Origin of the sequence: Jiulongibacter sediminis, assembly GCF_001306455.1 — a bacterium.
GTDB classification, from domain to species: domain Bacteria; phylum Bacteroidota; class Bacteroidia; order Cytophagales; family Spirosomataceae; genus Jiulongibacter; species Jiulongibacter sediminis.
Genome location: NZ_LGTQ01000009.1, coordinates 437371 through 463191 on the forward strand (window position 1 = coordinate 437371; position 25821 = coordinate 463191).

The following is a 25821-nucleotide window of genomic DNA, read 5'->3' on the forward strand; positions in this document are numbered from 1 at the left end:
AGATATACTATGATCCATGAACTTTAAACTGCTTGTTAGATTCGCTTTCTTTTTCAGTATTGCACTCAATATCAGTGCTCAGGGATATCACTCGATCTTAATTACAGAGATTTTCGCGGATCCTACTCCATCAAGAGGCTTACCGGATAAAGAGTTTATTGAACTTTATAATAACTCCAATTCTGTCGTTTCTCTTAAAGGTTTTGAGCTTCATTATAATACGTCACAGGTTACTTTGCCTGATTTTGAGTTACAGCCGGGTGCCTATGTAATTGCGGCAAGATTTAATAATGCTGAACTTTTTGAGCCCTACGGAGATGTTATTTCTCTTTCTCAGTTCAGTTTGCTGAATTCCGGCACCACTTTGACACTGTATAATGCCGACGGTCAATTGGTTTTTGAGGTCGCCTATTCTTCTGACTGGTACTCTCCCGGTCGCGATCAGGGATATTCTCTGGAGATGATTGATTTAAATTATGCTTGCAAGGATTTTGAAAACTGGACTTCCAGCCTTTCCGAACTTGGAGCAACTCCCGGGGAGGCTAATGCATCGGCTAACTCAATTGTCGATACCGAGCCTCCGAAATTGTTGAGCTACAGTTCTGAAGACAATTTGGTTTACCAATTGATCTTTTCAGAAAATATTAATGAATCAGTGGGGGATTTGGTCGTTGTTCTGGAACCGGGCGTTATCAATATTGCAGAATTTAGGATTGTTGAAGGGAACAGGCTCATTGTAGAGCTAGAGAGCGAAATTACTTCCGGCGATTCTTTCACGCTCACTATTGATGGAGTGGCAGATTGTACAGGGAATTCAGCCGACATTCTTGAGTTGGAGTTGAGTAACATACGGAAAGCCGAGCCGGGTGACCTGCTTTTATCGGAAGTGCTGTTCAATCCGCGACCAGGCGGTTCTGACTTTGTTGAAATTGTGAACATTTCAGATCAGAAGTTAAGTTTAAGAGAACTGGGCTTCAGCAGAAAAAATACCATAGGAGAAATTGAGGAACCGGATCTTATTGGTAATAATATCATTATAGAACCGGGTCAATATTTATGTTTTACAGAAGATAAGCAAGCTCAGGTAATCAATTATCCTAAAGCGGTAGAAAGTAATATTATTGAAATAGCAAGCTTACCATCTTATACGAATGAGACAGGCGAAGTGCTCTTGATAGACTCTGATTACAGAATTTTTGATTCTTTCGAATATCATGAAGATATGCACCATGTATCCATTGATGATCCGGACGGAGTTTCTTTGGAACGCGTTATTCAAAATAATTCTGCGGTAAACACTTTTTGGCAATCTGCCTCCGCTTCTGAAAATTATGCTACCCCTGGGTATGGGGCAGTACCTGCCAATGTTGATGACAGGTTCCGTTTAGTATTGAGCCCGGAAGTCTTTACTCCGGATAATGATGGAATAGATGAAGAAACGACTATTTCAATAAATGCTCAGGATGGTGGGGTTTTAGATATATCAATTTTTGATATCAATGGTGTTTTGGTAAAAACTATCTCAAAAAACCAGTATACTAATCGATTTTTTACCACACAATGGGATGGTTCTGATGCTACAGGAGAGAATCTTTCAATGGGATATTATATTGTTGTGGCACAGTATATTACTGACGGTGACGTTCTCTCTCAACGGGCTAAAATTCTTCTTGCCAAGGCTAGATAAACAAAATACTCCACCGTTAAATCATATTTTAAGTGCAATTATTTGACGTAAAAATGCAATAGTCTTAGATTTGTGATTGTGTATTAACAGGGTATCTGGAAACATTAATCTTCGGTGTTTGACTTGCTGTGCACTTAAAACCTAAACCTTAACTTATTTCTTCAGATTATGTTTATGAAACATTCATTTCTGACTACGAGCGGGGCTATTATGGGTTCAAACGGTGAAATATGTCTGTCCGACACTTATTTTTAAAAAACTTTAACATTATAGTATTTTTTATAGAAGATATTGTTTTTATTTGCCCCCTAATTCATCAAAGTGGTATTGTTTTGTGATGAAATAGTACCAAACGGAGATGGGTTAAGGACTATCTATTTTTTATTTAAAACCATTTTAACCTTTTATTTTATGAAAGTTAAGCTTTATCTAAGGTACTTTCTTTTGGTTACCATGGGTGTTGCAGTTACATTAAGTAGTGCATTCGCTCAGGGTAGAAAAGTAAGTGGAAAGGTTGTCGGCTCTGACGACAATTTGGGTATTCCGGGAGCTTCGGTAGTTATTCAAGGTACTTCTACAGGTACAACTACTGATGTTGACGGTAACTACTCTATTGACGTAAGAGGCAACAACGATGTGTTGGTTGTGAGTTTCGTGGGTTACAACACGCAAACCGTAACTGTTGGAAACCAGTCAGTGATTAACTTCACTCTAGAAACTGACGTTAACTCACTAGAGGAAATCGTAGTAACTGGTTACCAGCAAATTCGTAAAAAAGACATTACTGGTGCGGTAACGGTAGTAGATGCCGAAGAATTGACAGCCGTAAAGTCTTCTTCTTTTATTCAAAACCTTGCAGGTAGAGCCTCAGGTTTGAATGTTTCTACATCAGGTAAGCCTGGTGATGCTACGAACATTCGTATTCGTGGTATTTCGTCATTTACTTCAAATGACCCTCTGTATATAATTGATGGTGTACCAACCGTTGACAAATACCAGAACACCATCAATCCGAATGACATTGAGTCTATTCAGGTGCTGAAAGATGCTTCTGCTGCTTCTATCTATGGTTCTCGTGCATCTAATGGTGTAATCGTTATCACAACGAAGTCAGGTAAGGCGGGTAAAGCTAAATTGACATATAACGGTTCAGTAGGTTTTGCAAATCCTGTGAAAGGATATGATGAGGTCTTAAACCAATCTTCTCAGTATTATGCTGATGCAGTAAGATTGAAGTTGGGTTCTGATACTCCGGCTTGGTTTGCTACTCCAGGTACTCTACCGCGTTACGTACATGATGCCAACAACATTTATGGTAATGTTGATCCAGGTGAATTTGATCCGATCAATAACATTGTAACTGAAACGAATCAGGTAGGTACTAACTGGTGGGATGAAATCACCAGAACGGCTCAGATTAACGATCATAACCTGAATGTATCAGGTGGTAATGACGTTGCTACTTATAATGTTTCTGGTTCATACCTGAATCAGGAAGGTATCATGAACTTTACTCAGTTTAACAGAGCTACTTTAAGAGCGAACTCTACATTCAAAGTTGGTAAGAGATTGACAGTAGGTGAGAACCTAATGTTTGCTAACAACTGGAGTGTTCTTGACGGTGGTCAGAACAGTGAGTTTAGTATCATGGGTCAGGTAATCAAGGCAACTCCTGTAGTACCTGTTGAAAACATCAATGGTGGCCCTGGTGGACACGTAGCAGCTACAACTGGTAACTTTACTAACCCTACTCAGGTTTTGATTGATGGTAGCAACAATACCAATACAACAAGAAGAGTATTGGGTAACTTCTTTGCTGAACTTCAGATTGTTGAGGGCTTGAAATTCAGAACCAATTTTGGTGCTGACTTTGGCCAGAACTGGGGACGTAGCTTTACTTACGAGCAGCCATATCGTGCTGAAGGACCTAAAACACCTGCTTCCAGAATCTTTAATGAGAGATGGGATCAGTCTACAAACTGGAACATTACTAACACGTTCTTGTATAACAACACGTTTGGTAAGCACCAGGTTAGTGGTTTGGCAGGTCAGGAAGCTATTTCTAACAAGTACAGACAGGTATTCGGTCAGTTAGCTGGATATTTCACTACTGATGTTAATGCTTGGTACTTGAATACTGCTTTGGGTGATCCTGCTTCAAGATCGGTTAGCTCATTCGGAAACGAGGCTAAATTAGCTTCATACTTCGGTAAAGTGGATTATACTTTTGATGATAAGTACCTGATCTCGGCTACAGTACGTAGAGATGGTTCATCTAAGTTTACTCCTGAAAAAAGATATGGTATTTTCCCTGCGGTATCCGTTGGTTGGAGATTATCTCAGGAGTCTTTCATGCAGGATCTTACCTGGCTGTCTGACTTCAAACTTAGAGCATCATATGGTGAGCTAGGAAACCAGCAGATCAGAGATTACAACTTTGCCTCTATTTATGGTGGTGCTGTTGGTACTACATTCTACGATATCAATGGTACAAACTCTGGTGCTGCTACTGGTTATGCTCAGACTTCATTTGGTAACCCGAATACAACATGGGAGACTTCAAAAACAAGAAACATTGGTTTTGATGCCGGTTTATTCAACAACTCGATCAACGTAGTTCTTGATGTTTATTCAAGAAGTACTTCAGATCTATTGTTTAACCCTGCACTACCTGGAACTGCTGGTGCTGCATCTCCTCCGTTTGTAAACGTAGGTTCGATGTTGAACAAAGGATTTGACCTTTCTGCAAACTGGCGTAAGAGCCTTAGCAATGACTTCGGAATCAACCTTGGTTTGAACTTGAGCCATTACAAGAATACTATCGAGAGAGTATCTGGAGATCAGGATTTCTTCTATCCGGATGGAACTTCTCTTAACAGCCGTATTCCTAACTCTGGTATCTCTGTTCGTAACGAGGTTGGTCACTCTATCTCTTCATTCTACGGATACGTGGTTGACGGTCTGATCACTAACGAAGCTGAACTGGCTACGCACACTGGTACTGGTGGATCTGCCATCGGTGGTCTGAAGTTCAGAGATGTTAATGGAGACGGTGAAGTAACTGGTGCTGATGTGGATTTCATCGGTAATCCTCACCCGAAATTGACTGGTGGTTTGAACATCGGATTGAACTACAAGAACTTTGATCTGACTTCATTCTGGTTTGGTTCTTACGGTAACGATATCTTCACTGGTTACTGGATTCAGTCTTATTTCATGAACTTCAATGCCAACGTATTGAACAACATTCTTGAAAATCAAGGCAAAATAGTAGACGGTAAAGCTTGGCCTGCTATCAATGGTCAGGACAGATCGTCTCCTGCAGTATCTAGCTTCTATGTTCAGGATGGTTCTTACCTGAGAATGACAAACCTTCAGTTGGCTTATAACCTTCCTGCTTCTATCAGCAGCAAGATTGGAGCTTCTAACGCCAGATTGTACGTTCAAGGTCAAAACTTGATTACTTTGACTAACTACTTTGGTACTGACCCTAATATTTCTAATGCAAATATTGGTGGTGGCGTAAACGATGGTGGTATGGGTATTGACAACGGTAACTACCCGGCTAATAAGCAGTGGAACTTGGGTATTAGCTTAGAATTTTAATTAATAATTATTAATACGATATGAAATTTTCATTAAAAATACTGATGGGAGCCACGGCTATGATGGCACTCAGCGTCTATTCGTGTAAAGATGAGTTTCTGGATACGCCTCCACAGGCGGCTCTTTCAAACACACTTTTGGCCTCGAATCAAAGTGGTGTTGACGCTACCCTGATCTCTGCCTATAAAAGCCTTGGTGGCTGGATTGGTGCAGGTGCTAACGCATGGGGTGCTGCTCCAACTAACTGGGTATACAACCTTGCAGCTGATGATTTTCACAAAGGCTCTGAGCCCGGTGATGGTGATGGCTGGTTGGCTGTTGAGTTATTCCAATGGAACCCGGCTGAAGGATCATTCCATAATAAGTGGATTTCTTGTTACGAAGGTATTGTAAGAGCAAACTCTGCTATTACAACTGCCAGATCGTTTGCTGAATCAAACCCTGATCAGGCTTCTTATGCAACAGAGGTTGAAGGAGAGGCTACTTTCCTAAGAGGTTGGCAGCACTTTGAGCTCTATAAAGTGTTCAAAAATGTTCCTTACTTCAACGAGGAAGATACCGAGTTTAACAAGCCAAATGATCAGGATATTATGCCTATGATCATCGCTGACTTTGAAAAAGCTGCTCAAATGGCGGCTCCAAACAAAACAGCTGTTGGTAGAGTAGACAGAACTATTGCTACTGCTTATGCTGGTAAGGCGAAGCTATACTCTGGTGACTATGCCGGTGCACTAGCTGACTTCAATACTGTAATTAACAGTGGTAAGTATCAATTGTCTGATTGTATTTTTGACAACTTCAATCTTGCAACGGAGAACAACAGTGAGAACATGCTATCTGTTCAGTCTTCAGTAAATGATGGTGATGCTAACGGAGCTAACGCTAACAACCATGACCGTCTTGGACTTCCTCACGGTGCCAGCTTTACGAGCTGCTGTGGATTTAAGCAACCTACGTTTGACCTAGTAATGGCATTTAAAGTTGACGATAACGGACTTCCAATGTCTACAACTGGTGTACCAGTGAAAAGAATTGAGTCTGGTGCTTCTGATGTTTTGGATCCTCGTGTTGATTATGCTGCTGGTCGTACAGGTGTTCCTTACCTTGACTGGGATGTACATAGTGATGGCTGGATTCGTGGCCAGGGTTATCAGGGATGGTACTCTCCTAAGAAAACGGTTCACCTTAAAGCTAATCCTACTCTTGCCGGTGGTTGGACAGGTACTCAGCTTTCTGCTTTGAACATTCCTCTTTTACGTTACTCTGATGTGCTTCTAATGGCTGCTGAGTGTGAAGTAGAGATTGGTTCACTAGAGAAAGCCAGAGAATATGTAAACATGATTCGTGAGAGAGCTGGTAACTGTGCTCAGGGTGAGGTTGGAAACCTTATGGTTCCTATCGATTCTCCGGAAATCACTTGGGCTAACTATAATGTGGGTACTTATGATTCTCCATGGACAGACAAAGCTGTTGCTCGTCAGGCTGTAAGAACTGAGAGAAGACTTGAGCTTGCTCTTGAAGGACACAGAGTATTTGACCTGAAAAGATGGGGTAACTATGCTGCTCACATGGCAGAATATGTAGCCAGAGAAAAAGTTCTTGTTCCTGCTCTGAACAACGCTCAGCCTGTTCAGCCAAGACATGATGCTTTCCCTATCCCGGCTATCGAGATTTCTAAATCTAATGGTACACTTACTCAAAATCCTGGTTACTAAAATCTGATTTTGTTTATATAGAAAAGGGGCCTTCAGGGCCCCTTTTTTGTTTTTATAATAACCTGATTACTATGATCAGGCATGTAATTTTCGTTAGTTTTGTATACCATATTCTACTCCTGGAAAGTTAAATGAAGTATTTAATATTCTCTCTTATTCCTTTGCTTCTCGCATGTGCTAAAACTGGAAATAAGTTAGCTGAGGTCGGTTATAATGGAATCCCTTTTGAGCTTGTTTCAGGCTCAGAGAGCGGTGTAACTTTCGTGAACGAAGTCCAGGATCGGGAAGACTTTAATGTCCTGACCTATCGGAATTACTATAACGGTGGGGGTGTGGCTATAGGTGATATCAATAACGACGGTTTGAATGATATTTACTTTACAGCTAATATGAGTCCGAATAAACTTTATCTCAACAAAGGAGATATGAAGTTTGAAGATATTTCTGAAGCCGCTGGAGTAGAAGGGAAAAGCTCATGGAGTACCGGAGTAACCTTTGCTGATGTTAATGCAGATGGTCTTCTGGATATCTACGTTTGTTATTCAGGTGATGCAGCAAAGGAAAATAAGGAGAATGAATTATTTCTCAATAATGGCGATCTAACATTCACGGAGCGTGCGGCTGAGTTTGGTTTAAATGATTCTGGTCTATCAACACATGCGGCCTTTTTTGATTATGATCTTGATGGTGATTTGGATTGTTTCGTACTCAATAATAGCTACAAAGACCCTGAACGCATTTCATTAATTTCCAGAAATAGATTCGATTATAACAGCAGTGGTGGGGACAGGCTTTACCGAAATGACGGCAGCCGCTTTACCAATATTACAGAAGAATCTAAGATATACTCGAGCGATATTGGCTTTGGCCTTGGAATCTCGGTGGGTGATGTTAATAATGACCTTTATCCTGATATATACATTTCAAATGATTTCTGGGAGAGAGATTATCTCTATATAAATCAAAAGGACGGTACTTTTAAGGACGAACTAACTGAACGGATTCCTTATACTTCAGTATCCAGTATGGGGTCTGATATTGCGGATATCAATAATGACGGTACGCTGGATATTTTTACCACGGACATGTTGCCGCCGGATAATTACAGAGTAAAGGCAGCAACAAAATTTGATGAGTATTATCAGTTTGATTTAAAATATAAAAACAGTTACTACTACCAATTCATCCAGAATTGCCTCCAGATAAATTCTGCAGATGGACAGTTTACGGAGTCGGCTTATTTTTCGGGCGTTGGTGCAACTGATTGGAGCTGGGGAGCTTTGATTTTTGATATGAACATGGATGGCCTTAAAGACCTTTTCGTTAGTAATGGCATTTACCACGATATAACGGATTCAGATTTCATCGAATTTATTAGTGATAGAGAACAAATTAAAAAAGTAGTTGAAGAAAAAGGGCGATATGATTTTTCTGATTTTGTAGAATATCTGCCAAATAACCAGCGGAAAAATTATGCTTTCATCAATCAATCAGGTAATCAGTTTGTGAATCTTTCGGAAGGGTTGGACTTAGACCAACCCAGTTACAGCAATGGCTCGGCATATGGAGATTTGGATAATGATGGAGACTTTGACCTGGTGGTCAATAATGTAAATATGGAGGCCTTTGTTTATCAAAATAAGGCTGTAGAGTCAGGAAAGAACTATCTGAAAATCAAGCTGAAGGGAGGTGAACAAAATCCTAAGGGAATTGGTACAAAGGTTTTCGTATATCAGAATGAGTTAGCTCAAAATGCTCATAGCCTAACAGCCCGGGGATTTCAAAGTTCGGTTGACCCCGACTTAATTTTTGGATTCCCGAATTCTGAGAAAATTGATTCTGTTAGAATCATCTGGCCGGGTGGTAAAAGTCAACTTTTAAGAGAGCAGGCGGTCAATCAAATCTTAAGTATCAATATCGCAGACGCCACTGAAATGTTTTCATACCCTTCTTCTCAGTCGGGGGAATTCGGAAAAATAGAGACTCAAATGGTCCATACTGAGAATCTGTTTATTGACTATGATCAGGATAGGCTTCTACCACATATGCTTTCTGCCGAGGGGCCTCAACTTATTAAAGGAGACGTCAATAATGACGGAAAGGAGGACCTGATTTTACCCGGGGCCAAAGGCTTTGCAGACCAGTTATTTATTCAAACGGGAAATGGATTTGTTCTCAAGAAGACTCCGGCTTTTGAGTTGGAGAAGGAAGCGGAGATAGTTTGCGGAGCATTATTTGATGCTGACGGAGATGGAGACTTAGATTATTTGGCTGGTACTGGTGGAAATGAACCCCAAAGCGACATATCAGTATTTACCACAAAATTTTACCTGAATGATGGTAAAGGTAATTTTACCAAAGAGGCGGTCAAGGGGCCTAAGGCCAAAGGTCAATTCAGTTGTATCAAGCCGCAGGATATCGACAATGATGGCGACCTTGATTTATTTCTTGGAGCGTCGTCTATTCCCGGAGCATATGGTTTGAGTCCAAGGTCTTATGTTTTACGAAATGACGGGGGTGGTACTTTCACGGATATTACAAGTGAACATACAGGCCCAATAGGAATGGTAAAAGATGCCGTTTGGGCCGATTTAAATGCGGATCAACTTCCTGATTTAATTGTAGTAGGGGAGTGGATACCGGTCACAGTTTTTATCAATAATCAGGGAAGCCTTGAGAAAGGCCTTGAAGTTCCTATGAGTCACGGCTGGTGGAATAGCATCAAAGCGGCCGATTATGACGGAGATGGAGATACTGACTTTTTGCTTGGCAACTGGGGTGAGAATATGAAAATAAAGGCTAGTGAAAAGAGACCTGTCAAGTTATATATTAATGATTTTGATGGAAATCAAAGACCCGATATCATTATGGAGTGGTTTTCTTTTGAGGACCAAAAGCCTTATCCTTTCGCCACAAAGATGGATTTGACCACTCAGATGCCTTCATTGAAAAAGAGTATTTTAAAATATCAGGATTATGCACAAAAGCAAGTCAGGGATATTTTTCCGGAGGACGCGTTGGTGAAATCTACTCAGAGGGTAGCCACTAACTTCTCGACTTCGGTATTGAAAAACACACCTGACGGGCTGGTTTTAGAGCCTTTACAGGCAGAGGCCCAGCTTTCACCTGTTTTTGCCATTGAAGTGTCAGATCTTGATAAAGATGGAATTACAGATTATATCCTTGGTGGCAATTATTATCGTCTCAAGCCTGAAATAGGAAGACATGATGGTTTCAAGGGTGGATATTTTAAAGGTATTGGGAATGGGAAGTTCAAATTTATTGATCCTCAAAAATCCGGTATATCGGTAAAGGGAGAAGTTCGTGATCTGGCTTTGATTAATGATCAATTAGTGGTGGCCAGAAATAACGATAAGGTTTTAATTTTTGAAAAGAAATAGGTTTTTAGGGATGCAGAGAAGAATTGCAATTTTTCTAATCGTACTTTCAGCTTTGTCTTGTAAAAAGGAAAGTACGCTTTTTGAGTTAGTTGATTCCACTGAAAGTGGAATTACCTTTTCAAATACCATCATTGAGAATGATACAATTAACATTCTTTCGTTTGATTATATCTATAACGGAGCGGGAGTTGGAGTAGGTGATTTTGACGGTGACGGCAATCAGGATTTGTTTTTCAGTGGTAATCAAACCGAGAATAAGCTCTATTTAAACAGAGGTGACTTTAAATTTGAGGAAATTACTGAAATAGCCGGTGTAGCGGGTAAAAACAAATGGTCTTCCGGTGTAGCAATTGTTGACATTAATCAGGATGGACTGATGGATATTTATGTTGCTGCAACGTCCACCAATAATAGTGTGGCCAAAGATCGGGAGAACACGCTTTTTGTAAATCAGGGACTTGAAAACGGTATCCCAATTTTCAAGGAAATGGCTGCTGAATATGGAGTCAATGACGACGGGCATTCTGAAAACGCTGCTTTTTTTGATTATGATAACGATGGGGATCTTGATCTTTATGTTCTTACCAACAAGATTGACCAGTTCCCGAATTTCTTCAGAGAGAAATATGTAGCCGGTGAAAATGCGAACACTGACAGGCTTTACCGGAATGACTATTCTGACAGCCTTGGACATGCTTATTTTACTAATGTCTCAAAAGAGGCAGGCATTCAAATTGAGGGTTTTGGGCTTGGAATAAACATTACTGATATTAACAGGGACGGTTGGAAGGACATTTTCGTGACCAATGATTATGTGACCAATGATCTTATTTATATCAACAATCAGGATGGTACTTTTACCAATAAACTGGACGAATACCTGAAGCACACAAGTCATTCTGCTATGGGCAATGACGTCGCTGATATCAATAATGATGGTCTTAACGATATCATTGCTTTAGACATGGTACCACGTGATAATAAGCGTAAGAAATTGTTTACACCGGCGAATAGTTCGCTGTTCTTCCAGTTTAGTGATAAACACAAGTTCAATTATCAGTATGGTAGAAATACTTTGCAGCTCAATAATGGTGAGGGCCAGCCTTTCTCTGATATTAGTTTCTACGCTGACGTAGCGGAAACAGATTGGAGCTGGACACCCTCCGTTGCAGATTTTGATAATGATAAATACCGTGATCTTCTTGTTACCAATGGTTTCCCGAAAGATGTAACAGACATGGATTTTATGGCTTACCGGGCTGAAATTGAGAATCTGGTGACAGAAGAGACAATTCTTGAGAAGATTCCGGCGGTTAAAATCACGAATTATGGGTTTAAGAATAACGGAGACTTAAGCTTTAGTGATAAGACTGAAGAATGGGGATTGAAAAGACCGTCGTTTAGTAACGGAGCTGTTTATGTTGACCTGGATAATGACGGAGACTTAGATTATGTAGTCAATAATATAAATGACGAAGCATTCGTCTATCGAAACACTTCAAATGATTCGGAGGGTAACTCAACAAACTATTTACGTATAGCCTTTAAGGGTGGCCCATTAAATCAAAACGGAATCGGTGCCAGAGTTGAAGCTATCTACCAGGAAGGTGAAAAGTTTAGTTTTGAAAATAGCCCTTTCAGAGGCTATAAATCGACAGTGGAGCCTTTTTGTCATATTGGGATGGGGAAGGACTCTTTGCTTTCTGAGCTTCGGGTTATTTGGCCTAATGGCAAAATGCAAATAATGAAAGATGTCAGCTCCAATCAGGTTTTGACGGTCAATTTGCTTGATGCTGAGCTTGATTATGTTCCTGAGATAGATGATTTAGAACCGCTTTTTGAGGAGTTTGAGGTTAATTTCACACACAGTGAAGCAGATTTTCTTGACTTTAACTTTCAAAACCTTATTCCTTTCAGATTATCTCAAATGGGCCCTGCATTAGCGGTGGGTGATGTGAATGGAGACAATTTGGAAGATGTCTTCCTCGGAGGACCCGTCTTTAAACAAGGTCGTTTTTTATTGCAAAATAGCAATGGAGGATTTGAGAATGCATTGCTTCTACCAAAAGTTGATTCGGCTTCCAAAATTGAAGAAGATACTGGTGTACTGCTTTTTGATGCTGATAACGATGGAGATAATGACCTTTATGTGGTCAGCGGAGGAAATGAAAAATGGCCACAAAGAGAGTCATTTCTTGATCGGCTTTATGTCAATGATGGAAAAGGAAAGTTTGAGTTGACAAAAAATGCCTTACCCGAGGTCAAAACTGCCGGCTCCTGTGTGCGTGCTTGTGATTACGACGGTGATGGGGATCTCGATCTTCTTGTCGCTGGTAGAAATGTACCTCATAAATACCCAATGCCTACCAGCAGTTATATTCTGAAAAACGAATCTGTCAACGGTGTACCTAAATTCAGTAATGTGACAGAGGCCGTTATTCCTGATTTAATTGATATAGGCCTTATTTGTGATGGCTTGTGGACAGATTTTGATGGAGATGGCGATAATGATTTGATAGTCGCCGGCGATTTCATGGAGATTACAGTTTTCAGGAATACTGATGGAAGATTCGAAAAACTTTCTGAAACAGGTTTAGAAGGTATAAAAGGTTTATGGTCAAGTATAAACGGTGCTGATTTTGACCTTGATGGTGATGTTGATTATATCGTTGGTAATATTGGAGAAAATGCACTTTTCAAAGGTACTCCTGAGTATCCGGTTGAGGTCTATTCGGCTGATTTTGATGGAAATGGTGTCTATGATATTATTCCGTTTGTGTATTTCAGAGACTCTGTCAATAACAGAATTCAGGTGCCTTATAACACCAGAGATGACCTGAACAAACAACTAAACCCGATCAGGACACGCTTCAAGACATTTGGTGAGTTTACAAAAGCAGGTTTAGAAAATGTTCTAACTGAGGCAGAACGTGAAAAGGCGAGAAAAGATATTCTGAACTTTAACGCCAGTGTTTACGTCGAAAACCTTGGCGAAGGGAAATTCAAAGTTAAAAAGTTGCCTGTGCGAGCACAGTTATCCGCTATGAATGGTACCAACATTCAGGACTTTAATCAGGATGGTTACCCCGATGTACTTATGGTCGGTAATAACTTTGGAAATGAACAGCACTCGGGTCGTTATGATGCTTCCAATGGTCTTCTTCTAATCAATGACCAAAAGGGCGGTTTTGTTGAGAGTTGGAGTTCTGGTTTTTTAGTGCCCGGAGATGGAAAGGCTCTCGTGAGTTTTGTGGACACCAAAGGAGAGTTGAGCCTTATGGCTAGTCAGAATCAGGGAAAAATGAAAGGGTTCCGTTCCGGTCTAAAGGTAGAGGTCGCTCCTAAAGGGAGTCATAAGGTCAGGTTCAAAGTCGACGGGAAAGAATCGGTAAGAGAACTTTATGTGGGATCTTCTTATTTGTCTCAATCAGGAAGAGGTATCGTTTTACCGGCGGGAGCAACGGATATTCGCTGGGAGTAAGGCTTTTAATAAAGTCTTACTTTCAAAGGCTGGAAGTTCGTTTTGTTGAGTAAGGATGCCTTCATTTTTTAAGAACCTTACGCTTTAAAGTTTATTTACGCGGTAAAAATTGAGGGGACCTTTTGATACCTATAATTGCGGAGCAAAATCAGCTTTTGACTGCCTCAAAGTATAGTCAGCTGTCATCTCGAAATTAGACAGAAGTTAATTTATGATGCTCGGCCTTGACTCAATGATTGAAGGTAAACTTATATGCAAGAGAAAGTATTGGTGCTCCAAAAATCGTCAGTTTATACGGATTCAACTTGTTATTTTCTGATCTGAAAAAGACTGAATAAGCGTTCTTTCTGCCGTAAAGGTTATAAATAGAGAAGGCGAAATTACCTTTGAACTTTTTATTTCGAAGCTTTGGATTGTAAATATTCCAGGCAAAATCAAGGCGGTGATAGTCGGGAAGCCTGATATCGTTACGGTTAAAATAGAACGGCAAAATCTGATTATTATAGGAAATATAACCCTGTGGTGAGGTGAATGGCCGGCCTGTGGAATAGGTGAATATGAACGAGAAATCATGATGCTCTCCCTGATTAATCACCATTGAGGCGTTCAGGGTATGTGGCCTGTCATAATTAGCCGCGTACCACTGTCCAAAATTCACCTGCTGATCTTGTTTTGGTCCTTCATTAACCTGATTTAGCGATCTGGCATAGGTATAGTTTACCCATCCTGTAACCTCTCCTTTCTTTTTCGAGAACATAAATTCAGCACCGTACGAGCGGTTAATACCCTGTAAGATCTCTGTTTCAGGTGTCGAATTTAACAGAAAGTCGGCCCCCGGTTTATAGTCAATGATGTTATCTGTATTACGGTAATAGAGCTCTGTTGAGAATTCAAAAACCGAGCCCGGAGAATCCTGAAAATAGCCAACAGAGTAAAGCTGGCTAACCTGAGGTTTTATGTTAAGGTCAGACAGTTTCCATCGGGAGGTCGGAATCGGCGTGGTGGTATTGGAGACAATTTGAAGGTATTGTCGGGCCATATTATACCCCAGTTTAATACTACTCCTGTCCGATAAAGAGAATCGTAATCCTGCACGGGGCTCAAAACCTCCGTATGATTGAGCCACTTCACCTTTGGCATAGGTAATAGTTTCGGAAAGGGATCTGGTATCACGGGGTTCGTTTTCAGTATAAACACGAACATCTGAAGGCCCAAGACTTAGAAAATGAGAGTAACGAAGGCCGAGTGAGAAGCTTGTACGATCATTGAGGTCAATGACATCTTCTAGGCTAAAGCCCATTTCCACCCCTTGCTCTACCGGTGTACTTAGCGGTAAAACACTTTCACTCATCCCCGGTAAAATTTGCCCTGGATTGATGGAGTATTTAACCACATCTAGTCCCATTTCAATGTTGTTTTTACCTTGGTAAAGATTGAGGTTAGTCTTGGCCTGTTGATAATCGATTGATTGCTTTATTTCTACTGTATTATCTGAGTTGTTTTCCGGTAGCAATGTGCTTGGTTGATAGTAAGAGCTGACAAGGGTTGTTTGAATATTAGCTTTATCGCTTAAGGCCCAGAACCACTTACCTGAGAAGTTTCTGGTGCTGTATTCAAATTGCGATGCCGAGGCATTAATATTTCCGATAGTTCCCAGCATTTCGGTCTGGAAAAAGTCGTAACTATAATAAGAAGACAGAGTTAAGGTTTGTTTATCGTTGATCTGGTAAAACAGCTTGGCTGCTCCATCCCCAAATTTTGCTTTAAGATCTCTTAACTGGTCAGATATAATCGGAAAGAGGAAATCGTTGAAAGAACCTCTACCCGCCACCATTAAACCCATCTTGTTTTTGATGATCGGGATATCCATTTTGAGCTTATTAGACACCAAACTGATGCCGCCCTGCATTTTGAATTTTGAGAGATCAGGGTTCGCAAGTTTTACATCCAGTACGGCCGCTGCTCTACCGCCAAAACGAGCGGGTACATTTCCTTTGTAAAGATCAAAGCTGGTTACGGCTTCTGATGGGAAAGCCGAAAACAAACCAAACATGTGCGTAGGGTTGAAAATTGGCCCATCATCTAGAAGGAAGAGATTTTGGTCTGTGGTGCCCCCTCTTACGTTTACGCCGTTTGAGGCCTCTCCAACACTTGAAATGCCCGGAAGCATTTGAAGACCCTTCAAAATATCGACCTCTCCCAGGGCAGTGGGTAGTTTTTCTATGGCTTTTACACTCAAAGTACTTACTCCAAGAACCGGTCTTTTAACTGTTTCACTCCCAAGCCCGCTGACAATAACTTCCTGTAATTGATTCTCAACTCTCCTCATTTTTACCTTCAGATTCTCTTCAGGAAGGTTGATGGTTTGTCTGTAAGGCAAGTAGCCAACGTACCTTACAACGGCCACCACTTTTTTTCGGGGCAGTACAAATGTGAACTCTCCTTTTTCGTTTACAAAGTCGGTCTGGTCACCAAAGTCAATAGTTACCGTAGCTCCTACAAGTGGTTCACCATCAAGGCTATCGGTGACTATTCCTTTAAAAAGAAAAGTTTCCTGAGCAGCCAAAGGGCCGGTTAATATCAGGAACAAAACAGCTATAAGTAATCTCATGAAATTCTTAGTTTATCCAGCCTTCAGGTTTAACGGATGTTCTTTTGTCGCTATTGATACAAGGAGCAAGCGGAGGCCTTGTCAGGTCCATTCCTGAGGGTTCAGGTCTGGCACTTCGGCCGTCACCCAGAAGACCCAGAGCAATTGTTCCTTTTGGAATATCCAGCTTATCAAGCCAGTAAAGTTTCTGATCTGAAGAGGCCACAACGAAATAGCCTGCCACAGGCTGATTGAAGTCTGTAGTACTTGAAACATTCCCAATCAGAGTTACAGGTGGCGTATCTGCCAGTCCGCCTGTATTTTGCCCCTGGGTCTGTACCAGATTTAGATATTTGTAGGTTTCTTCACTTATGCTGAATTGTTGAACCTGAACGAGAGAACCTGTTAATTGATAAATGGGAAGATTAGCAATTAACCTTCCCTTGATCGTTTGTCCATTTGAGAACTCATCTTTCATAATGTTTATCTCAGTTTGGGAAAAAACATCCCAGCAACGTGTATCACAGAGATAATCAAATTTTCCTCTTCTGAAACGCTCTTCACGGCATTCGCCCAAAGGACCGGTGGAGTTATCACGATAGTAATAGCCATTGTCGCAGGTTTTACACCATAATTGTTCTTCAAAAAGAGTCCAGTTCCACATATAAAAATCGCGGGATTCCACAGGGTCAGAGGTGTCAATATAGACTTTTTGAGAAGGGCTGAGCTTCCCATCAAGGTCCTTAATGCCTCTGGAGTCAAACTCATGGTAAATATTTTCAATAACCGGGGCAGCAAGCATCGTCTCTTTTCGTGATTCAAAGTTTTGGCCTTTGGTCGTAAAGAAAAGTTGATAAGTATTGCCTGGTTCCCCTTTAAAACCATTTGGGTATGCGTAGTAGCCTGATTCTGTTTCCTGGAGTGCTATAGTTTCAGAATCATTTATTTTGACCGTAACCTGAGCTCCCTTTAGAGGCTGGTAACTGGTATTAAATCCATCACCGGCCTTTGATTCGGTTAAAGAGACATAATTACCCATCACCTGATCGGATAAGATAGATTCTACGATAATAATGTCTTGGGTTCCCGTAAACCTTTTGAGATAGGGGTCTACACACGCGACACTAACCAAAAGAAAGGCAATAGCTGCTTTTTTAAGGATAGACAATAGGTTATTAGACATGAAATAGTTTAAAGTCAATCGGAAAGATACTGTTTAATAATGACAGTCGAATAGTTGAATTATAACATTTCGACAAATTAGTCTTGCCAACCGACAGGCTTAGTGGAAGTGAAGCCCAAGCTCTCCAAACATGGTGCAAGTGGCGGCCTTGTAGGTGTAGTTGGTTCAGGGTTTGGAAAACGTCCATCAAGAAAACCGATAGCAGGAAAGTCAGTTGGTGCATCTGACCTGTCCAACCAATAATTGGTTTTTGAAACGCCGGCTACTATAAACATTCCGGCTACGGGCTGACCGGGATTTGAGATACATCGTACATTTCCCTGTAGACTGGTGGGTGGTGTGTCTGCCAATCCACCGGTGTTTTCTGCCACTCCCTGAACCAGTTTAAAATAGTTATAAACGGTTTCGTCTATACCGTATTGAAAGACTTCAAGAATAGCACCACGGTATTGATAAATCGGGATGTTGGCGATGTGTCGGTTTTGAATGGGTCTGCCATCCACAAATTCATCACTCATGATATTGGTATTTTGTGATTGAATTATTCTCCAGCACTCACCGTCGCAGCTATAGTCAAACACGAGGTTTCTGAATTGTCCTCTTGACGCCCGACATTCTCCTTCAGGAGGTGTAGTATCATCGCGATAATAGATTGATTCGTTGCAGGTTTTGCACCATGTAGCTTTTTCATAGAGCTTCCAGTCCCACCGATAGAAATTCTTCTGATCTGGTTTATCAGAACTGTTCAAGTAAATTGAATGTCCGTCTCTGGCTCCAATAAAATCAGCTTCATTCTCAGTTTTATATACCTGAGTAACACTTTCAATTGGGGATGTAGGAGTAAGTCTCTGAGGGTCTGACTCAAAATAAGAGCCATCCGCTGTTGTAATATTGAGAAAATAGGAGAGTCCTTCTTTGGCAATAAAACCCTCAGGAAAATGGTACTCTCCGGGTTTGTTTTCGATGAGTGTAATATGCTCCCCAGTATCGGTTAACAGAAATATTTCGGCTCCGGTCTCTTTGAAACTATAAACATCAATAGCGGGAGATGGCTCTGTTCTGCTTAAAGTGATTTTATTTAAGGAAGGGTTGTCAGTAAGGAGAGCGTCGATAATGAGTACAGTCCTTTGAGCCTTAAAAGCCTTGTCATAAGGTAAAATGCAGGCTGAAAGAAAAGCAAAAACCGAAAGGAAGTACAGCTTTTTCATTGCAGTACAAACTTCCGGCTTTTCTTTGAATATTATCTAACGAATAGACATTAGCTATGAATGGAACGATTATCTGTAGCCGCCAAAGCAGCTTCTTTAACCGCCTCCATATAAGTAGGGTGGGCGTGGGAAATACGTCCAAGGTCTTCTGCACTGGCTCTGAACTCCATGGCCGTTACACCTTCAGCAATCATATCTGCCGCACGAGCCCCAATGATGTGCATACCCAGGATTTCGTCAGTTTCTTTGTCAGCTAATACTTTCACCAAACCATCAGTATCCCCGCTGGCGGTGGCTCTACCCAAAGCTTTAAAAATAAATTTACCGTTTTTATACGCTCTGCCGCTGGCTTTCAATTCCTCTTCTGTTGCTCCAACAGAGGCAACTTCAGGCCAAGTATAAACTACACCTGGGATTAGGTTATAATGAATGTGCGGTTTTTGACCTGCGATAGTCTCGGCCACTAAAACACCTTCTTCTTCTGCTTTGTGAGCTAGCATAGCACCTCTAACTACGTCGCCAATTGCGTATATACCCTTTACATTTGTTTCAAGAGTATGATCATCAACAGCCACTCTTCCACGGTCATCAACATTTACTCCCGCAGCTTCGAGGTTCAGCTTATCGGTGTAAGGTCTTCTTCCGATAGAAACCAGACAATAGTCACCATTGAAAGTAACTTCCTCGCCTTTTTTGTTTTCAGCAGTTACAGTAACTTCTTTTCCGTTGCTCTCAATTTTGGTCACTTTAGTATCAAAGTTGAACTCGGCATCAATAGTCTTCTTCAGTGATTTCTGAAGCTCTTTGCCCATTGTACCATCCATGGTTGGAATCATGCTACTGGCAAACTCAACGAAAGTTACTTTAGAACCCAAACGTCCGTAAACCGAACCCAGCTCAGCACCAATAACACCTGCACCGATAACGATAAGGTGTTTCGGAATTTCTTTGAGATTTAAGGCTTCAGTCGATGTGATGATTCGCTCACCATCGAAATTCATGAAAGGCAAAATCAAAGGTTTTGAGCCTGTAGCAATGATGACATTTGTACCTGAAATAGTCTCTTCACCACCGTCTGTCTTGGCAATTTTGACTGTGTTTTTGTCAACAAAAGACCCAAAACCATTGTAAACGGTGATCTTGTTTTTCTTCATCAAAAACTCAACACCGGCATTCATTTTTTCAACCACCTCGTTTTTGCGGCCAATCATTGTTTTCAGATCAGCTTTGGGTGCATTGATTTTAATACCATGCTCCGCAAAATGATGTTTGGCATTGTGGAAATGCTCTGAGGAGTCAAGAAGAGCTTTTGACGGAATACAGCCTACATTAAGACAGGTGCCGCCTAAAACATTGTATTTTTCAATAATGGCCACTTTTTTACCCAATTGTGCTGCACGGATAGCTGCAACATATCCACCTGGGCCAGAACCAATTATGATAACATCAAAATCCATTTTCTATATTGTTTTTAAAACAAAAGACCCAAGTGCTCAGGTCTTTCATTTTGTATTTATTAAACCATCAATAACATTCTCATCGGATCTTCCAGTAGCTGCTTCACTCGTACCAGGAAGCTTACTGAATCCTTGCCGTCAATTGTACGGTGATCGTAAGACAAGGCCACGTACATGATAGGTCTTATTTCTACTTGTCCGTTAATAGCAACCGGTCTTTGCACGATATTGTGCATTCCAAGAATCGCTGATTGAGGAGCATTAATGATCGGTGTCGAAAGCATTGACCCGAAAATCCCACCATTGGTGATGGTAAAGGTTCCACCAGTCATTTCTGGAATGGTAAGTTTATTGTCACGAGCTTTTGTGGCCAAACGAACCACCTCACTTTCAATTTCATTGAAACTCAGACCTTCTGCATTTCTGATTACCGGCACTACAAGACCTCTTGGTGCTGATACGGCAATTGAAACATCTACATAATCATTGTAGACAATTTCCTCTCCGTCAATAAAGGCATTCACATTCGGGAATTCCTGAAGGGCAATTGCACAAGCTTTGGTGAAGAAAGACATGAAGCCAAGACCTACACCATGTACTTCTTTAAACTTATCCTTATACTCTTTTCTCAAATCCATGATTGGCTTCATGTCAACCTCATTGAAGGTGGTTAGCATAGCCGTTTCATTTTTCACAGAAACCAGTCGCTTGGCAATTGTTTTACGCAAAGAAGTCATTTTCTCTCTACGTGAATCACGGCTTCCTTTAACCGCCGGAGCCGGTGCTGCCGTTTCAGCAGCCGCTGGCTTGCTTTCTTTCGGAGCAGATTTCTGAGCGTTTTGAGCATCTTCTTTGGTAATTCTACCATCAACGCCGGTACCTTTTACTGCCGAAGCGTCTATTCCTTTTTCAGCTAATATCTTAGCGGCAGAAGGCGAAGGATGGCCTGAGGCATAAGAGTCTGAACTACCTGAGGTCGCAGGTGAACTAGATGGAGAATCAGTTTTGGAGGCCGGAGCAGCAGCTGGGGCAGAGGCTCCTGCGGCAATAGTAGCCACAAGATCACCAACAGGTACTACAGCACCTTCCTCAACCATTGTGGTAATTACACCAGCCGCTGGTGAAGGTAGCTCAAAAGTAGCTTTATCAGATTCAAGCTCACAAATGATTTCATCCATTTCCACGGTATCGCCTGTTTGCTTAGCCCATGAACTAACAGTGACTTCAGTAATAGACTCACCTACAGTAGGAATGGTAACTTTAACAGTTTCTCCAGTGCCAGAGGCAGGTGCTGCTGATTCAGCCGGAGCGGCAGGAGCTTCCTCTTTCGGAGCTTCAGGAGCAGAGGCTAAGCCAGCTTCTCCTTTTTCAATTTTACAAATTGGAGCACCTATTTCAAGTGTATCTCCTTCAGAAGCGATGATTCTCAAAACACCGGCAGCCTCTGCAGGCAACTCAAATGTTGCTTTGTCTGATTCTAATTCGCAAATGACTTCATCCATTTCCACGTAGTCACCGTCCTGTTTTACCCAGGCTGCAATGGTTACTTCAGTTACAGATTCGCCTACTGAAGGCACTTTCATTTCAATTGCCATGATTCTTTATTCTATTGTCTTTTCTGATTTCCTTAAATGTTAAAAGCTCTGTCGATGATTGCTTTTTGTTCAGCCTGATGGTATTTGGTGTAACCATTGGCAGGTGATGCACTTTTCTTTCTGGCGATCACATCCGAGATTCCGATTTCAGGGAATTCTCTTAAGATAAATGACCAGGCTCCCATGTTTTCAGGTTCTTCCTGTACCCAGATGGTTTCTGCCTTCTTGTATTTGGCAAGATGAGCTTCCACCTGTGTTTTCGGGAATGGGTGTAATTGCTCTACTCTAACAATGGCGATATCCTTTCTGCTCTCTTCCTGCTGTCTCTCAAAAAGATCATAATAAACCTTTCCTGAGCAGAGCAAGACTCTTTTCACCTTCTTAGCATCGGCGTAATCATCACCAATTGTTTCCTGGAAAGTGGTATTGCTGGTGAAATCACTCATTGGCGATATTGCCAAAGGATGACGAAGCATTGATTTCGGCGACATGTGCACACATGGCTTTCTGAAAGGCAAGGCCAGCTGTCTTCTGATCATATGGAAGAAGTTAGCCGGAGTAGTACATGCACACACATACATATTATATTCAGCCGAAAGCTGAAGAAAACGCTCCGGACGGGCATTTGAGTGCTCAGGTCCCTGGCCTTCATAACCATGAGGAAGAAGTAGCACCAGACCATTCATAGTTTTCCATTTTGACTCAGCAGCTGAAATAAACTGGTCAATCATGATCTGAGCTCCATTGGCAAAGTCACCGAATTGAGCTTCCCAAATAACCAGAGCATTTGGGTTTGCCATAGCATAACCATACTCGTAACCCATTACACCATATTCAGAGAGGAGGGAATTGTAAATTTCAAACTTACCCTGGCCTTCGCCGATGTGTTCAAGGTTGTTGTATTTTTCGTTGGTCTCAATATCATGCAGAACAGCATGACGGTGCGAGAAAGTACCACGCTCCACATCCTGACCAGACATTCTTACCCACTTGCCATCATTCAGAATTGAACCATAAGCCATCAGCTCTGCTGCCGCCCAGTTGAATTCTTTCTTACCGGCAAAAATCTCCTGACGCTCTTCAAGCACTTTTGAGATTTGCTTTATTGGATTGAAGTTCTCAGGGATATTGCTCATAGCATTCCCAATCTTCTCAATATCCTTTTTGCTTATACCAGTCTTTGGAGATGTCTCAAAATCTCCTTTCTCGGATTTCCTCAGGTTTAACCAGTCCCGCTCCAGTTTTGGCGGCTCGTATGGCAACTGACGTTGCTTCACTTTAGCCAGAAGATCCTGAAGGTTGCTATCAAAAGCAGATTTCAATTGTTTGGCAAGATCACGGTTATCATCACCCTGTTCCTTCAATTTCTGAAGGTAGAGGTCTCTTGGGTTTTTGTGTTTGCTGATCAGTTTGTACATGGTCGGCTGAGTAAACCTTGGTTCATCAGCCTCGTTATGACCGTACTTACGGTAACAGATCATGTCCACAAACACGTCACGATTAAACTCCTGTCTGAATTCAATGGCCAACTGCATGGCGTAAACCACTGCTTCAGGGTCATCACCGTTCACGTGGAAGATCGGTGTATCAAGAATTTTTGCTACGTCAGAGCAGTAAAGGCTTGACCTGGCGTCATCGTTATCTGTTGTAAAACCAACCTGATTATTGATCACCAAGTGAAGTGTACCACCAACATAATAGCCTGGCAGGTTTGACATTTGAATGATTTCATACAAAATGCCCTGACCGGCTAACGACGAATCTCCATGAATCAAAATCGGAAGGATTTTATCATAGATATCATCAAAGTTATTGACTTTTCGTCCACCACTTTCATAGTGAGCATCTGCCCTTGCTCTAGCATAACCCAACACCACAGGGTCTACCGCATCAAGGTGAGAAGGGTTTGCCATCAGTTTCATACTGACTCTTTTACCAGCGGGAGTAGACACCTGCGAGGTATAACCCATGTGATATTTTACATCACCGTCTCTGTATTCTTCCAGGTCTACGTTTTCTTCAAATTCATTGAAAACGTGCTCGTAAGGCTTTTGAAGAATGTTGGTCAAAACATTCAAACGACCACGGTGAGCCATACCAATCACTACTTCTTCAACTCCCAGCTCAGAACCTTTGTTAATAGCGGCGTCCAAACCCGGAATGGCAGACTCGCCTCCCTCAAGAGAGAAACGTTTTTTTCCTAAGAATTTGGTATGCAGGAAGTTCTCAAAGGCAGCTGCCTGATTGAGTTTTTTAAGAATTCTTTTTTTCTCCTCAACGGTCGGTTTGAAATTGAGGTAATCTTTCTCCAGTTTTCTTCTGAACCAGCCTTTGATTTTACGGTCTCTGATGTATTGATACTCAAAACCGATATTGCCCATGTAAACTTTGCGAAGTGAATTATTAATTTCGCGAAGTGTAGCCGGGCGACCTAAAACTTCAATACCTGCTTCGAAAACGGTATCCAGATCAGCCTCACTTAAATTAAAGTCTTTTAATTCAAGATTAGGATCTTTTTTTCGTCTATCGTATAAAGGATCAATATTGGCAGCCATATGACCACGTGCTCTGATACCCCTAATAAGGTGAACTACTTCAATCTCCTTTCTGACATGCTCATCTGATGCACTGCCTTCTGAAGAAACTGTGCCGTTAGATTTCCATGTTTCTGAAAACTCAAACCCTTTGAAGAAGTTCCGCCAGCTTTCATCTACTGACTCCGGGTTTTCTTTGTACTGCTGGTAGAGCGATTCTATTGCTGAAACGTCTGCATTGGCCACGTAAGAATACTGATCCATTTGTTTTAGTACCGTTGCTTAAAAGCTTGAATATTTAATTGGACTGGCAAAGTTAGAGGATGAACATTAATTCATGTAACATTCCTCACTTTTAATATGCGAATTATGGGGATTTCTTTCCAAGGATCAAGGGAAACTATCTTTAATCGTCAAATACCCCTCAATGACTCTATGTATGGATACGTATTGTAGTTAAAACTGGTTCAGAAAAGGGGATTTTTCACCTAAGTTGAAGACGTCATACCGATAGAGTAACTGAAAAACTCCACGAGGAGTAATTGAACCGGTATTTCTGTTGGTAAAAAGCAAAGGCTGGGCGTCATAGGATAAGCCAATGGTGGAGGTTTCTGAAGCCCTCATTTGGAGGCTCGGTATTACTTTTGAAAATCCGGACTGCATTCGGTATGCCCCCCCGAGTCCTATTTTATTTCCAAGCCAGATTTTGAGGTTTATATCAAAACCATTGGCATCGCTTGATCTGGTAGCGAGACTCGCCAAGCCACTAAGATTGATACCAATATTTTCATAGGTGCCGAAACGGTAGCCTCCCGAGATCTTTACGTTTTTGTTCAACGTGCTGTAAATGTCAGAATTTCCGAAAAGGGTAGGGGCCGCTATTCCAAGAAAGGCGGTCTCGCTGAATACTGCGGCTCCGGGTCCACCAAAAGGATTAAAACGTTGAAGTATATCGACATTCCCTATAAAATTTGGTGAAATCATAAAACCCGCGTTTATTCCAAGATTGACTCTTAATTTATCATTCAACGGTAAGAAGTAATTGTATGACAGTGTCATACCATTATTGGTGAAACCCGTAATATTTGATCTGAAACCTTGAAATCCTAAGGCACTCTTTCCTTCTCCCAATTTACCATCCATGCTTATTAATTGAGAAATCTGGTTTGGAGTAAACGTGCCATTGAATTGCTGACCAAGTAGACCTGAGACACCGAAATTTCCCCGTTCTCCGGTGAAGGCCGGGTTTAGCGAAAGCATATTGAACTGATATTGATCTTCAAGACCGATCTGTGCAAAGGCTGTGGTGAAACCGAGAAAGTAGAGCAGAATTATATTCTTCATAAGTTTTTAAACGAAAAAGC

The 25821-nt window shown here is 41.4% G+C and carries 12 protein-coding genes; 5 read left to right on the forward strand and 7 right to left on the reverse strand.

The window, feature by feature from the left end:
• Positions 1–16: 16 nt before the first annotated feature.
• The 5 genes from AFM12_RS12645 (at position 17) to AFM12_RS12665 (ending at position 13890) form a co-directional block, all read left to right on the forward strand.
• On the forward strand, positions 17–1687 hold the full coding sequence (locus AFM12_RS12645) for a lamin tail domain-containing protein (protein ID WP_055148740.1): 1671 nt from the start codon (positions 17–19) through the stop codon (positions 1685–1687).
• A 411-nt stretch (positions 1688–2098) separates the two neighbouring features.
• Entirely contained in the window at positions 2099–5293 is a 3195-nt protein-coding gene (locus tag AFM12_RS12650; RefSeq protein WP_131458350.1) for a SusC/RagA family TonB-linked outer membrane protein, read from the forward strand.
• Positions 5294–5313: 20 nt separating this feature from the next.
• Positions 5314–7008 carry a RagB/SusD family nutrient uptake outer membrane protein gene (locus AFM12_RS12655; protein WP_055148744.1) on the forward strand — a complete coding sequence of 565 codons (1695 nt, stop codon included), beginning with the start codon at positions 5314–5316 and terminating at the stop codon, positions 7006–7008.
• Between the two features lie 131 nt (positions 7009–7139).
• On the forward strand, positions 7140–10409 hold the full coding sequence (locus tag AFM12_RS12660) for a VCBS repeat-containing protein (protein WP_055148746.1): 3270 nt from the start codon (positions 7140–7142) through the stop codon (positions 10407–10409).
• A gap of 10 nt (positions 10410–10419) precedes the next feature.
• Positions 10420–13890, forward strand: coding sequence for a VCBS repeat-containing protein (locus AFM12_RS12665; protein ID WP_055148748.1), 3471 nt, complete (start codon positions 10420–10422; stop codon positions 13888–13890).
• 229 nt (positions 13891–14119) lie between these two features.
• Here the strand turns inward: AFM12_RS12665 and AFM12_RS12670 are convergent, their stop codons facing one another.
• From AFM12_RS12670 to AFM12_RS12700, 7 genes are all read right to left on the reverse strand, one after another.
• On the reverse strand, positions 14120–16501 hold the full coding sequence (locus AFM12_RS12670) for a TonB-dependent receptor (protein ID WP_055148750.1): 2382 nt from the start codon (positions 16499–16501) through the stop codon (positions 14120–14122).
• Between the two features lie 7 nt (positions 16502–16508).
• Positions 16509–17663, reverse strand: a complete 1155-nt coding sequence (locus AFM12_RS12675) for a DUF4249 domain-containing protein (protein ID WP_055148751.1) — start codon at positions 17661–17663, stop codon at positions 16509–16511.
• 77 nt (positions 17664–17740) lie between these two features.
• Positions 17741–18871, reverse strand: a complete 1131-nt coding sequence (locus AFM12_RS12680; RefSeq protein ID WP_055148753.1) for a DUF4249 domain-containing protein — start codon at positions 18869–18871, stop codon at positions 17741–17743.
• Between the two features lie 50 nt (positions 18872–18921).
• On the reverse strand, positions 18922–20328 hold the full coding sequence (gene lpdA / locus AFM12_RS12685) for a dihydrolipoyl dehydrogenase (RefSeq protein WP_055148755.1): 1407 nt from the start codon (positions 20326–20328) through the stop codon (positions 18922–18924).
• Between the two features lie 59 nt (positions 20329–20387).
• On the reverse strand, positions 20388–21923 hold the full coding sequence (gene odhB, locus AFM12_RS12690) for a 2-oxoglutarate dehydrogenase complex dihydrolipoyllysine-residue succinyltransferase (RefSeq protein ID WP_055148756.1): 1536 nt from the start codon (positions 21921–21923) through the stop codon (positions 20388–20390).
• Between the two features lie 32 nt (positions 21924–21955).
• Positions 21956–24721: a 2-oxoglutarate dehydrogenase E1 component gene (locus tag AFM12_RS12695; RefSeq protein WP_055148758.1), complete on the reverse strand. Its 2766-nt coding sequence runs from the start codon at positions 24719–24721 to the stop codon at positions 21956–21958.
• A gap of 192 nt (positions 24722–24913) precedes the next feature.
• Positions 24914–25801: a type IX secretion system membrane protein PorP/SprF gene (locus AFM12_RS12700; protein WP_055148760.1), complete on the reverse strand. Its 888-nt coding sequence runs from the start codon at positions 25799–25801 to the stop codon at positions 24914–24916.
• Positions 25802–25821 lie beyond the last annotated feature (20 nt).